Raw genomic sequence first — 13825 nt, 5'->3', positions numbered from 1 at the left:
TATTATTTTTTAGAGGTTTCAATGTCTTTCAATTCCCGCATGACTTCATCCAGATTAAAGCCATAACTAAACGCTACAGAAGAAAACTGCATGCAAATCTCTTTCAGCTTATCTTCCCTTTCCTTTTCCGACACCACATTTTCTGTTTTGTTGATAAAAGTGCCGGTACCTTGCTGAGTCTCCAGAATATTTTTGATCTCCAATTCTTTATACGCTTTGGATACCGTATTCAGGTTTACCTTCAGTTCCACAGCAAGTGCCCTGACTGTAGGAAGCTGTTCACCCAATTTAAGTTGTCCGGATGCTATGCCAAATATGATCTGGTCAATAATCTGACGGTACACCGGTACGCCGCTGGAATAATCCAATAAAAACTTAATCATATAGATATATATTATATTATAGAAACATTGTACTATTATTATATAACAAAGATACAAGAAAAATCACTCCACCAAACTTTTTAGCAATATTTTTTCAAAAAAAGTACATTTCGCAGGATTTATCCGGATAATAGCTTAAATGGAGAGATTAGAAACAGAGGAGATACAAACAAAAAAGGCTTACAATTTCTTGTAAGCCTTTCAGTAGCGAGACCCGGGATTGAACCGCCCATAAAAAAGAAAACAAAAGAAATAAAACGACTGACAATCTGCTATTTATAATTATTACCTTTTTCTCTTTTCTTCCTATAAATGCTCTTATTTTGTCATTTTTTACACCCTATTTACACCCCATACAAAAACAATATATTATATTTGCATCTATAAGAAAACAAAAGAAAATAAACAAGTTACAATTATGGCTAAGAACGACGCAAAAGTGACAGACAACCCCAAATTGAAAGAAAAAATACTTTCTGATGGTCAAATCAGTCTCTATTTAGAGTATTATCTAGGTTATACACAGGTGTATGATGAAAAAAAAGCTAAAAATGTAATTAAGCATAATAGAAAAAAAGAGTTCCTTAGCCTCTATGTTTGGCAAGCTCCAAGAACCCCCATAGAACGCCAACAAAATAAAAGCACATATGAACTTGCCCGTAAAATCAGATTCGAACGTGAACAGGAGTTCAAAGAAAATATAAACGGTTATAGATTAAAAAAAGATCGGAATATTAACTTTCTGGATTATTTTCAGGCATACAATGACAATTATACAAAGAAAGATTATCGAATGATGGTTTTAACCCTCAACAGATTTAAAGATTTTCTACGAGACACAGAAGAATACAGCAAATATACACTATTCATTAAACCCGAACAGATCACCAAAGAACTGGTTTCTAATTTTGTCGATTACATTCAAGGCAGAAGCAAAGGTGAAGGGGCCATGAATATTTTTCAAAAATTCAAAAAGGTTATAAAATACGCTGTTGAGCATGATGTGATACTAAAAAATCCATGCACAGGAATTATTTGCAAGGTAGATAAGCAAGTATTAAGAAAAGATGTGCTTTCTATGGATGAGATACAAACATTGATAAAAACACATTATCAATACGAAAGTAATGAAATCAGGCGAGCTTTTATACTCTGCCTATACTGTGGTTTGAGGTTTTGCGATGTTAAAGACTTGACCTTTGAAAGCGTAGATTACTCCAATCGATTACTAAAATTTGAACAAAACAAGACAAAAGGTCATTCTGCTGCCAGCGGCGTTGTTATCCCATTGAATGAAGGACTATTGAATCTTATCGGAGAAAAGCCGTCAGGAGGGAATAAAGAGTCTAAAATATTTAATTTACCAACCTATCAAAGTTGTAACAAGTCTTTAAACAGATGGGTTAAACATGCAGGAATTGATAAACATATAACTTGGCATTGCGCCCGCCATTCCTTTGCTGTTAATATTCTCAACAACGGAGCCAATATAAAGACCGTTGCAAGCCTTTTAGGACATTCAGGATTAAAGCATACGGAAAAATACACACGGGCGATAGACAGCCTTAAACAAGAGGCAATAAATAGCTTACCGAAACTTGATTTATAATATCATGGAAGAAAGAATAAAAGAATTGATGCTCTTAAAAAAAGAGATAAGCACAATGATAGATAATATGATATCAGATGAAAAATCCGGTTATTTTACAGGGAATAACCTGGGGAATCTCATACATCTTATTACAACAGGAGTTCCTTTTTCTTTAGCAGAACTCCCGTCAAATGATAAAACGGCCACTCTATTAAATGGATTAAAAACATACGATTTTGTTTCAAAAAGTACTAAATTAGAACACTTTAGAGTGATATTTGGTATATATTTACATAAAAAAGATGCACCTTTTAAACCTATAATATGGAGAAAGAACAAACAATTATTACGTTTTTTCATTTATACATTGTTTCCCAGAGAAACAATTTGGATTAATACACATTCAATTTTAAACCTATTTTCTAATACACATGGCGAACAAATAACGCTCCCAGAGTCAGATAAAAGACGCTTAGAACAAAGTTCTGACTACCCTATTTTAGATGATTTACTAAAAAAATTTAACGAATGAGAGTTTAACATGACTACCTATGATTACCATAGACTACCTATAGTCACATTAATGACTATCTATGATTATCTATGAATAGAGAAAATCGAACTTTTACAGTCATTTCTAACCCGCATTTATTTTTCTGCTTTCTTTCTCCATGTTTTTGCTTTTAGCTTCCTTTGCCTCTGTAATTGATGAGGCGGAGGAGTGCAAGCCTTACCTCAAAATATTGCGGGGCAAAGACGGTGCAGCCTTGCACCTGTAACCTGAAAGCCCAAACCTCTATTATTAAAGTTATGACAGAGGAATTAAAGCAAATAGCCGATCTTATAACGGCAAATACTATTTTTTGCACAAAAGAAGTTCTGACAAGCGAAGAAGCCGCAAAATATTGCGGACTTTCAAGAAGTTATCTGTATAAACTTACAATGAACCGTCAAATTCCCCATTATAAAGGCCCGATGGGAAAGATGTGCTATTTCAACCGTAAGGAATTAGAACAATGGTTACAAAGTAACAGGGTTATCATGGAATCCGAAATAAATCAACAAGCACAATCTTATTGTGTAAGAAACAGGATTAGATAATAGGAGGCGGAACTATGGTAGAAAAAAAGAAAAAGGCGACCGAAGCCGCCCCTGAAACCGGAAACAAAGATAGTGCAAAAAAACAAACTCACACTACAGTTAAAGCACTTTTTCGATCCGGAAGAAAATTAACTGCGAAAGAAATCAATTTAGTAACCGGCGGCAATGATGCCAGAAAAGTTATATCAGATCTCCGTAGGGAAGGACTGAATATACAGGATATCCGACAATCAAATAGATGTAAACTTTACTGGCTGGCGCAAGAGAACCCTGTTAATCATGAATGAAACATCATATACAGACATGATTAAAGCTGAATTGCAACAGATTAATTCATCTGGAAAGCAGACAACTGATAACAAGCATATTATCCGAGGGGGAGAACTTCTACAAATGGAAGTTGAGGAAGTCCCTATGTTGTTTGCTGATTTAATACCGAGAATAGGCCTTGTTGCAGAGGTAGGAGCATCTGATACTGGTAAGTCAATGCTTTATCGTCAAATGGCTATGTCAATTGTAAAAGGATCTGATTTTTTGGGATTCAAATATACTGGCAGATTCCAAAATGTCATATTCGTATCAACTGAAGACGACATGCAAGCAACAGCCTTTTTACTTCGTAAGCAAAATAAAACGATGAAAATAACCATAGAACAGGCTAATAGGATTCGTTTCGTTTATGATGTAGATAATGTTATTGAGGCGATACGAAACGCCCTGACGGAAGAACCAGCGGATGCAGTTATCATTGATGCTTATTCCGATGTATTTACTGGTAAAGACTCCAAAGATGCGACCCAAACCCGACAATTTCTTAACGAGTATGGTAAGATTGCTAAAGACTTCGGTTGTTGTGTTGCTTTTTTACATCATACAGGCAAGCGAACAGAAGATTTGGCACCGTCAAAAAACAACGCAGTCGGATCGCAGAGCTTTGAGGCAAAGATGAGGCTTATGTTTGAATTTCGGTTAGACCGTGAACGAGACGATTTAAGACACCTTTGTATTGTAAAAGGCAATTACATACCAGCCGAAGCAAAAAAAGCCTCCTATGTGCTTAGAATGGACGAGAATTTCTGTTTTTCTGCTACAGGAGGACGAAGGCCATTTGAATTACTTGCAAAGGATCAACCTAAAGAGGTGCTAAAAGAAAAAAAACCGGCAGATATAGATAAGAATATTCATTTTGCATTTCTCAGGAAAGCTGCCGAGCACCCAATTACAAAAACTGCGTTAAACAGTCCTGTATGTGAAGAGTTCGGTATTAGTGACAAAACGGCACGTAAATTTGTCGAATATTATATTAACGAAAAATTTCTAACAAAAGTAGAATCAAGCAAACATGAAAAATACCAATTCATTGCAGAACAATTGCAGTTTTAACCGTATGGTAGGTAAGTACCATACTACCATACCGCACTTAAAAAAAATGTATGGTAGGTAGGTACTACTCCTTTAGGAGTACCTTACCTACCATACCATTTTTGTCACCGAATAAAAAAACAAGATTAGCAATATGGAAACAGTAAAAAATAAAATTTCAGATATCAATACTCAAATTGTCATTTGCACTAAGGTTGAGGATATACCTTCACTTCGTCTCTTTTGTAATCTTACGCCTAAAGAATATATTACTGACACATTCGAAGGGCTGCGTATAATGCTTGAAAAGGGACAACTTTATATCGGCTTGGAAGAGGGATATATCGAAAGTTACGATCATAAAATGGATATAGAGATTGATGATGATTGTACAGAAAGTAATGGTTTTATGATGTTCAAATACTTGTATGTTGACAATCTGACGTTTGCAATGTTCCTGAAGTATGCTTTCAGCTTCAAACCGTAATACTTTGGTTATGACAAATTACAATCAACCATATCTGGAAAAATACGCCGGTCGATCTTCCCGGCATGAATGTCCGTTGTGTGGCGATCCTCACTCGTTCGCCTATTACCTGGACGGCAATACAGGGGAACCGATAGCCAAAACGGTAGGACGGTGCAATCACGAAAGTAGTTGCGGATACCACTATACACCGAAACAGTTCTTTATTGATAATCCGGTAGAGAAAGAACGGTTTGTAACTCCTGTCCGACAAAAAACAATACAGAAGCCTCAACAGGAAGTAGGCTATATTCCTTTTCAATACGTTGAAAAGGCTGTAAGCTATAATAGTTCGTTTATCCGCTTCTTGTGCGGCTTATTTGACCGTTATACGCTGGAATCACCTACGATTGAAAGACTGATGAATGATTACGCTTTGGGAGCCACTAAAGACGGTTGTATCATCTACTGGCAGATTGATATCAATGGCAAAGCTCGAACCGGTAAGATCATGCGGTACAACCCGGAAACCGGACATAGGGTAAAAGATGCAGGTGGCATCAACTGGGTTCATTCGATATTGAAGAAAAAGAAGCTATTGCCGGACAATTTCAACCTGGTTCAATGCCTATTCGGTGAGCAGCTTTTGAAGATGTACCCTAAAAAGCCGGTAGCATTGGTAGAAAGTGAGAAATCAGCCTTGATTGCGTCTGGTGTGTACCCTGAATACATATGGTTGGCCACAGGCGGCAAAAGCCAGCTATCTATTGAAAAGATGAAGGTATTGCATGGAAGAACGGTTCTAGCGTTCCCCGATGTAGACGGGTTCGACTACTGGAAAGATAAGGCCAAAGAGCTTGAATCCATAGGGTGTAATGTCCTGGTATCGGATATATTGGAAAAGAATGCGACCGATCAGGATAGGACTAATAAGATCGACCTGGCAGATTGGTTAATACGTGATCTTATGACTGATTGTAGACCGGCTCCGAATACGTTGGATACACTGTTAGGTATTAACCCGGTACTGAAATCATTAATTGAAACATTTGATTTAAAACTTATTGCGTAATGAATACGAATGATTTAATTCCTACGATAGCAAAGATAAAGAAACCGGCCAAATCCCGGTATATGAAGCCGGATAGCGTGAAGCAATTAGAGGAAGATTATTTCGATTGGAAATACCGGGATAGCTCTATACCTAAACATTGCCGATTTAAGACCTCATTTCGGGACGATACAGCCAATTCTTTGGCTAAATGTATAGATGCTTGGTCAAAGGTTAATAATGCCTTCTATCAGCGTCAGAATAGCCAGGGACAATATGATTCGCATCTGGGATGCTGGCGCAAGTCCGGTACAACGAAAGGTATTGCCGATGTACAAGTGACCTATAACGGCAAGGTGTACAATTTTGAGATCAAAATAGGTAAGGATCGCCAGTCGGATATACAGAGAGATGTTGAGGCAAAAATTAAAGCTGCTGGCGGTCATTATGCTATCGTTAAATGTTACGACGACTTTTTAAACGAAATAAATAATCACTAAAAACAAGAGTATGACTAGAATTAAAAAAATTATTGATTGGGCTAAGGGTAGTGAGAAATCCCGGGGTGTAGCGACAAAAGATATATTGGAACGGGCATTGAGCAATAACATGCCTGACACCGTTTTTGGCATAGGGACATTTTTATGTGGGGTCCTAAAAGATAATGATGACAAGATAACTCTTAGATTATTTCATCATAAAGGTGTCAGAGTTGGTAATCAACCTGCTTGTGTTGAATTATCGAAAGAGGAAGCGAAAGAGCTTGCTATTAAACTATTGAAATATAGCACAGAAGATGTTCCCACAATGGGATTATCGTTAAACTGTGAATATGCCGATTGGGTGGTTTCCGTTCAACAACCCAAAGATTTAAAGGGCAATCCAGTTAACGAACCTCTTTTGATAATTGAAGGAATAGAAAAAGAAGATATTCCCGATGATGGATGCTGTCATATGCCAATAGAACGAGATTCGGCAAAAGAACTGATCGGAGTATTAGCTAAAATAGTATGATTAATGCTAATAAACAAAGTAAGATTTACAATAGCTACAAATATTTATTAATCAATTAAAATTATCGATATGAATAGAATTTTTATTATCGGGTATCGCAGTTATAATATAACCTCACCTACAATAAAGAAAATAACTCTTGCAGGAGAATATTTAAAGGATGTACCGAATAGAAATAGTATTGAAGAAATATTCCAAGAATTTGACAAAGAAATCCTTTGCAAAATTCTTTCTTGTTTGATTCAAGGTAACTTATCGCTGGTTAAAGAATTATCATTAGGTACCAAGGATGAGTTAGTAGAAGCTGTCTCTGTTATGTATAGTGACATGGAAAAAGACACGAGAGACATCTATACTGCTGTAGAAAGTATATCAAATATAATTGCAATGCCAAAATGAAAATAGACGTAAATGTCTCTGGCTTAGATAAATTTATACTGGGTGCAGAAGAAGATATAAAACAGCGTATGATAGAACTGTCCCATGACGGTGTTGATTATGCCAAAAAGAACGGGGAATATAAAAATCACACTGGAAATCTTCGTTCTGCTCCCGGATCGGCTGTAGTTATAGAAGGAGAAATAGTGGACTTGTATGTCCCTGCGGAAGCAGGGCACCAAGCTGCTAAAGATAAAACGCAAAATCTTCTTATTTACGGAAAACGGCCGAAAAACGGAATCATCCTAGCCGACGGAATGGAGTATGCTTCATACGTAGAGGCGAAAGGTCTCGATGTTCTTTCTGATGCGGCTTTTAATATAGAAAGAAAAGCAAGGAAAAAATTTAGTAAATAATAAGTTATTAAAAAGTTATGGCAGGATTAAGATTTAATATTGATGCTGATTTGACAAAATTCAATCAACTAATAAAAAGGATAAAAGAGTTAAAAACATCTCTCGAATCATTAAGCAAGAGCAGTCTCAAATTTGATAAATTGTATAAAGAATTTGAGAACATAAGTACAGAAATTGATAAACTCAAAAAGAAATTCGCAGAAATTAATACAGCTTTAGCGCAAGTAGACATCTCTAAAAAGATAGTTGAGGATTCTCAAAAAATTCGAAAGAGTAATGATGATGCGGCAAACTCTTTCAAAGGCTATGCTGATTCAATAGAAGGGATAAAATTGCAGATGAAGAAGTTGACGAAAGAATTTAATACGATGAGCGAGGCGGAAAGGAATGGAACTTCCGGTCAGGCTAATGCTAATAAATGGGCTGCTTTAAATGCACAATTAAAGGTTACAACTGATGGTGTACGAGCTTTATCTAAAGAATACACCAGTAACATAAAAATTAGCCAAGCGCAAGAAGGTAGCCTTAATTCGCTTCGTAGGCAATTATCATTACTTAATATGCAATACGACAATCTTTCTCGTGACCTTCGTAACGGTGCCACAGGAAAGGAATTAGTCACACAAATACGTGAAGTTAATGCTGAACTTAGTGCGGCGGAGCAATCAACTATGAGATTTCAACGTAATGTCGGTAATTATGCATCTGGTTGGAACGGGTTAAATGTTCAAGTCCAACAATTAGCCAGAGAATTGCCATCTTTGGCCGTTTCGGCAAATACTTTTTTTCTTGCCATCTCTAATAATCTTCCGATGTTAGCTGATGAATTACAACGGGCGAGAAAAGAGTATAAAGCATTAATTGCAGAAAATAAAAAGGCCACACCGGTATGGAAACAGTTGATATCTTCTATTTTTTCCTGGCAAACAGCATTAGTAGCAGGTATAACGGTGCTGTCTTTATACGGCAAAGAAATTATTGATTGGACTAAATCGTTATTTGTTGCAAAGAAAGCGTTATCCGAGACTTATAAAACGACAGAAGATTTTAATAAAAACGTTAGTGAAACATCTGGTAATACTATTGCTACATTAGAAAAAATGTCGGCGGCCTGGAAAAAGTTAGGTGGAGATATCAAAGCACAAGAAAAGTTTATACTTGATAATAAAGATGCTTTTGATAGTACAGGGACGTCCATTAATTCTGTAAAAGAAGCAGAAAACCTTTTAATCAACAATAAAGCCGCTTTTGTGGAAAGTATTATCGCTAAAGCAAAAGCCACAGCAACCATGAAGTTAGCATCGGAGGAGTACGTAAGATATCTTGAAAAGATGAGAGAAGCGGAAGCCATGCCCGAAGAAAGAACATATTATGTTCAGAATGGTATGTTTGGAGGTGTTACTTCTTATACTGGCAAGAATTTAAAGAAGACAGCAACAGAAGAAGAGGCAAAAAAGTACCTGGAATCTTTTAATGCTTTAATTAATGATGTCATTACGGCAGAAGAGGAAGGAACGGAAAAACTAAAAGAAGCAGGTATAAATCTTACAAACTCTTTAGTGGAAGGATCTGTAGGTGCCATAAAAGCCGCTATTACAAAAAAACAACAGGAGTTAGAAAAAGTAGTTGATCCTAAAGAATATCAACGAATTGAAACAGAAATAAAGGCTGAACAAGCTAAACTGGAAGCGATAACAGGAAAGTCTACTAAAGAAGAAAATGCTATATCAGATCAACGGAATCGAATATTGGAACTTATGTCGAAAAATGCCATTGCAAGGATTAAAGAAGAAATAGACTTGGAAAATCAAGTAGCGCAAGAGCGCATTAATGCGATGGATGAAGGATATGATAAAGAACTGGCACAAAGAGAGCTTAATAATAAAAAGGAACTACAAGCTCTGCAAAGACAGAAAGAAGAATATATTAGAGCTTATAAACAAGCACAGAAAGAGATTTTTGAAGCACAAGAAGATCTCAAAGCAAAACAGAACCCCAATTATAAGAAACAAACATTTGATTCTACCTCAGTTTCTCCTCAGACGTCTGTATTTGACGCTATAGAGTTTCTAACAAGGAAAAGACAAAGTGCTGATCTTGCTAAATACTATAAAGACTTACTATCTAAATATCAAGATTACACAGCTAAACGGCTTGAAGCTCAAAAGAAATTTGATAAAGACAGAACGGCATTAGAAAACGCTGGAGCATCGCAAGAACGTATCAGCGAATTGGAATATCAGCGAAAGGAAACTTATGATGCTATCGATTCTGAATTTGCAATACGTCAGGAATCATTTCAAGTATGGGCCGATAATGTTGCTAATTTAAGTTTGGAAAAGTTACGGGAAATGTTGATGCTTGCTAAAGAAGAATTACAGCGTCAAGAATTTATAAATCCCAATGATCCGAAATTAGCTACAATGCGGGCAAAAGTGGCCACATTGGAAAATACAATAGGCATCAAACAAGCTACACAAAATAATGTATCTCCTGGTAAAAGAACAATAAAAGAATGGCAGAATTTGTATAGTACTTTGCAAAAAGTAGATAAAGAGTTTGACGAAATAGGGGATGCTGTAGGTGGTACAGTTGGTGAAATCATTAAAGCCGCTGGCAATATATCCTCATCAACATTGCAAATGATTGACAGCATTGTAACTTTGTCTAATTGGTCTACAATAGCGACAGAGAGAGCGGCTGAAGGTGCAACTGAAGCGATAATAAAAGTAGAACAAGCATCTGTTATCCTGACTGTTATTTCTGCTGCATTAAAAATTGCAACTTCTATTATCAGTCTATTTAAACGGACGGATTACATGGCAGAATTTCGTAAAGAAATGGCCAAATTAAACCACGAACTTGAAATCACAAAATTAAATGCTCGCATAGGAGAAAATGAATATGATAGCATATTTGGAGAAGATTTATGGAAAAATGCAAAAAAAAATATTAACGCTGCAAATGATGCTCTCCAGCGTTTTAATGAGACTCAAAATAATGCCGCTAATCGAAAAAAATACACTGGTCTTATCGGTTTGATAGCCGAAGCAGAAGGGGTAAAAAATAGTTACAACTCTATTGCTGAATCTGTCGCAGACATGCAGATACAAATACGACATTCTACTTGGTTTAGAAGCGCAAAATACCAATCATTGAAAGATGCTGTACCAGAACTGTTTAATGATAATGGTTCTGTAAACATGGATGCTTTAGAAAAATTCTTGGGTACAGATACATTTAAAAAGTTGAGCGAAGAAAACCAGAAATATCTACAAGAAATGTCAGATTATTGGAAATCTTATCAAGAAGCCATAGAAGAAGTAAGGGGTTACTTAACTGACATATTCGGTGATCTGGGTAATACGATGACTGATGCTTTGGTTGATGCTTGGGTAAATGGGACAGATGCGGCTAAATCGTATGTAGATTCCGTTTCTGATATGTTAGAAACATTAGCTAAACAAATGGTTTATTCTGTAACATTAGGTCCATTGATGAAAAAAGCACAACAAGACATGTTGGATACTATGCAAGAGGCTGGTTTGACAGATGAACAAAAGTTTAATAAATGGTCTAATATACTTAATAATCTTGTAAATGATGCAGTCAATCAACAGTCTTTAGCAAATAAATTGCTTAAAGATTACCAAAAGATGGCAGCAGAGAAAGGGTTCGATATATTTACCCCTGATAGTTCTGATCAATCGGATGATCGTACTGCTAAAGCCAAAGGTCTGGCATCCATGTCTCAGGATACTGGAGAAAAATTGGACGGTAAATTTACTGCTGGTCTTATCTATTTGGATAAAATGACAACATCATCATACGATATAGCAGGTAGCATCAAAGATCTTACCCGACAGAGTTACGATGGTTGGAAGAATGTAGAAGCAATAAAAGAATTGTCCAGTGATATAAAAAATATCAATAATAGGATTGCGGATAATACGGAAGATATAGGTGCAATCCTAAAGACAATCAGATCCGATACAAAGGGGATGAATGAAGATGTTAGTTATGTGAGAACAAACGGTTTATACGTAAATAGATAAAAACAATCCGTCGAATCTAACATGTGTAACATTCGACGGGTATTATAAACATAAAATAAATAAAGATGGAACTAATTAAAAAGAGTGGCCTGGAAATAGAAATAAGCCGCCACAGATTGCAAATTGAAAGGATTCAGCCTATTGTAAACGATATGCTGAACGAGGGATTTAACTTTTCAACTACCGAGTTGAAAGATTTGCGGGATGGTTGTAAATTGCTTTATAAACAAGCGGAAGATATGGCACGAAAAGACACTTCCCGGATAAAAGCCTTATTTCGGAGGAATAAGGACTATGAGGATACAATAACCCATCTTCGAGGTGTGATAAATAGCAAGACCAGTGAATTGTACACAATTCTTCGCTCAGGCAGCTTAAGACCATTAGATGTTGGTGCCTATGAAGTCGAAAACGGAAATGTAATTCTTTCCCCTGCCTGGTTAAATCAAAAGGAAGAAGAGTATACGATCCAACCAACAGATTCCAGGATACAGGCGGAGGAATTGGTTCAAAACGTCAAAAAGGCTATTGATGAATTAAACGCCTTTGTATCTGACAATCCATATTTCGGTCTGGGATTTGGTAGTATTAAAGATGACAGAAGATGTCTTTGCCGATTAACTGAAAACGGAGAGTTTTATATTGAAAAAGAGAATTACGAATATATTTAAAAACGGAGTAAAATTATGACAACAAAAGAAAGAAATGAGTTTGAATCTTTTAAGCGTAAGTTACAGGAAGATCCGGTGTTTAGAATCTCCTTCTTTGGAGATTTAAGGGTGGATATGGACAATGTTGGCAATGTTATGGAGCGTATGAATTTACAAAATGAAGCTGAAAATAAGTTTGTTTGTCAGCATCTAGGTATTGAGTATAAAAAGGAGGATTTCGAAGTCTCTGAGGAAGATCTTGCAGAAGAATGGGCGAAAGGTTTGCCGGATAAACGTTAAACATCAAAACCGGGTAGGTTTGCCATATGGATAGCCTACCCAGTTAATATGAAAACAACATTGATTTACATATTATGGGACAGAAAAAAGGACAAACAGGAAACCCTAAAGGAAGACCTAAAGGAGTACCAAATAAAGTAACCGGTACTGTCAAAGAATGGATACAGCAGGTTATCGATGGGAACCGGAAACGATTTGAAAAAGATTTATTAGCATTAGAACCGGCAGAGCGAGTTAAAGCAATATCCGGATTAATCTGCTACGTATTGCCCAAACAGCAATCTGTAAGTATCCAAGAACAGATAAATGCCGAATATGATGCTCTGGAAAGGTTGATAGAAAATGCACCTGATGAAGCTATTGATAAAATAACAGAGAAAATCTTAAAAATAAGGGAGGATAAAAAATATGGACAATAGAAAGTTTTTACTACAAATCATTCGAGGCCAGGAACCCGAAAGACGGTATATTAAACTGTACGAGTATCAAGGTGACAAACGGGTCTTTTTAAGGCAACAGGAAATTTCTTTATCAGAAGACATTGAGATTGAGATTATAGATTCTAGGGATCAAATTGATCGTGAAACCAACTTTTAAACTCATATCAAAATACAAAGCAGAGATTAAAGCGGAGATTGTTGGAAAGGATAAATTCGGGATATCATTTATTTCTGACAATATCCGCCTTTTTAAACTCATATCTCAAAAAGAGTATATCAATTATCGAGATACAGTGTATCTGTCACCTGGCAAGGCTAAAAATATGCTCCTAGATAAATTATCTTTTGATGGCACGCCTTTCTGCCGGGAAGATTTTAACTTTGTTGATCTAAAAGAACTATCTCCTGATGTAGAAAGAGCATTGAAGAAGTTTATAGATACATTGAAGCGGAACCAAGATTAATCCTAACACTTCTATATAGCTTTATTATCGTAGAGATAGCGGCTATAAGTGCTATTTTTCTGGCTGTTTTGTTCAAATAAAAAAAATATCGTCACACTTGCGTAACTGTTACGTTTCTCTTTATCCGATATTTCCTGCAAACAGAAGTATCGGA

Annotated in this window: 17 protein-coding genes; 16 read left to right on the top strand and 1 reads right to left on the bottom strand. The window is 36.2% G+C overall.

Annotated features, from left to right (window positions below; all coding sequences use genetic code 11):
• Positions 1-2 precede the first annotated feature (2 nt).
• The gene (locus C825_RS05440) at positions 3-383 is read right to left on the bottom strand and encodes a GntR family transcriptional regulator (RefSeq protein WP_007655329.1); all 381 of its coding nucleotides are present in this window, start codon (positions 381-383) and stop codon (positions 3-5) included.
• 418 nt (positions 384-801) lie between these two features.
• On the opposite strand from C825_RS05440, the gene C825_RS05435 reads away from it, so the two are divergent.
• The 16 genes from C825_RS05435 to C825_RS05360 all read left to right on the top strand — a co-directional run bounded on the left by C825_RS05435 (position 802) and on the right by C825_RS05360 (position 13671).
• Positions 802-1992: a site-specific integrase gene (locus C825_RS05435; protein WP_010801716.1), complete on the top strand. Its 1191-nt coding sequence runs from the start codon at positions 802-804 to the stop codon at positions 1990-1992.
• Positions 1993-1996: 4 nt separating this feature from the next.
• On the top strand, positions 1997-2506 hold the full coding sequence (locus tag C825_RS05430; protein WP_135033572.1) for a hypothetical protein: 510 nt from the start codon (positions 1997-1999) through the stop codon (positions 2504-2506).
• 278 nt (positions 2507-2784) lie between these two features.
• Positions 2785-3075, top strand: coding sequence for a helix-turn-helix domain-containing protein (locus tag C825_RS05425; protein WP_044214908.1), 291 nt, complete (start codon positions 2785-2787; stop codon positions 3073-3075).
• Between the two features lie 14 nt (positions 3076-3089).
• The gene (locus C825_RS05420; protein ID WP_010801713.1) at positions 3090-3362 is read left to right on the top strand and encodes a hypothetical protein; all 273 of its coding nucleotides are present in this window, start codon (positions 3090-3092) and stop codon (positions 3360-3362) included.
• Positions 3355-4458 (top strand): AAA family ATPase, encoded by a 1104-nt coding sequence (locus C825_RS05415; RefSeq protein WP_044214824.1) that lies wholly within the window; start codon positions 3355-3357, stop codon positions 4456-4458. Before C825_RS05420 ends, C825_RS05415 begins: the two co-directional genes overlap by 8 nt.
• 133 nt (positions 4459-4591) lie before the next feature.
• Complete coding sequence (locus C825_RS05410) at positions 4592-4924, top strand: hypothetical protein (protein WP_010801711.1); 333 nt, start codon at positions 4592-4594, stop codon at positions 4922-4924.
• Positions 4925-4934: 10 nt separating this feature from the next.
• Complete coding sequence (locus C825_RS05405; RefSeq protein ID WP_010801710.1) at positions 4935-5975, top strand: DUF6371 domain-containing protein; 1041 nt, start codon at positions 4935-4937, stop codon at positions 5973-5975.
• Positions 5975-6454, top strand: a complete 480-nt coding sequence (locus C825_RS05400; protein ID WP_010801709.1) for a hypothetical protein — start codon at positions 5975-5977, stop codon at positions 6452-6454. The genes C825_RS05405 and C825_RS05400 overlap by 1 nt, the downstream gene beginning before the upstream one ends.
• 10 nt (positions 6455-6464) lie before the next feature.
• On the top strand, positions 6465-6968 hold the full coding sequence (locus tag C825_RS05395; RefSeq protein ID WP_010801708.1) for a hypothetical protein: 504 nt from the start codon (positions 6465-6467) through the stop codon (positions 6966-6968).
• A gap of 69 nt (positions 6969-7037) precedes the next feature.
• A complete protein-coding gene (locus C825_RS05390) occupies positions 7038-7367 on the top strand; it encodes a hypothetical protein (protein ID WP_010801707.1) in 330 nt (109 codons plus the stop codon).
• On the top strand, positions 7364-7762 hold the full coding sequence (locus tag C825_RS05385; protein ID WP_010801706.1) for a hypothetical protein: 399 nt from the start codon (positions 7364-7366) through the stop codon (positions 7760-7762). Before C825_RS05390 ends, C825_RS05385 begins: the two co-directional genes overlap by 4 nt.
• Positions 7763-7779: 17 nt before the next feature.
• Positions 7780-11817, top strand: coding sequence for a hypothetical protein (locus tag C825_RS05380; RefSeq protein WP_010801705.1), 4038 nt, complete (start codon positions 7780-7782; stop codon positions 11815-11817).
• A gap of 65 nt (positions 11818-11882) precedes the next feature.
• Positions 11883-12488, top strand: coding sequence for a hypothetical protein (locus C825_RS05375; RefSeq protein ID WP_010801704.1), 606 nt, complete (start codon positions 11883-11885; stop codon positions 12486-12488).
• A gap of 15 nt (positions 12489-12503) precedes the next feature.
• Complete coding sequence (locus C825_RS05370; RefSeq protein ID WP_010801703.1) at positions 12504-12767, top strand: hypothetical protein; 264 nt, start codon at positions 12504-12506, stop codon at positions 12765-12767.
• 74 nt (positions 12768-12841) lie between these two features.
• Positions 12842-13186, top strand: coding sequence for a DUF5681 domain-containing protein (locus C825_RS05365; protein WP_010801702.1), 345 nt, complete (start codon positions 12842-12844; stop codon positions 13184-13186).
• 161 nt (positions 13187-13347) lie between these two features.
• Entirely contained in the window at positions 13348-13671 is a 324-nt protein-coding gene (locus C825_RS05360) for a hypothetical protein (protein ID WP_052334423.1), read from the top strand.
• Positions 13672-13825: the final 154 nt, after the last annotated feature.

Source organism: Parabacteroides sp. ASF519 (assembly GCF_000364265.2).
GTDB lineage: Bacteria > Bacteroidota > Bacteroidia > Bacteroidales > Tannerellaceae > Parabacteroides > Parabacteroides goldsteinii.
This window is presented reverse-complemented; position numbering and strand designations above follow the sequence as displayed.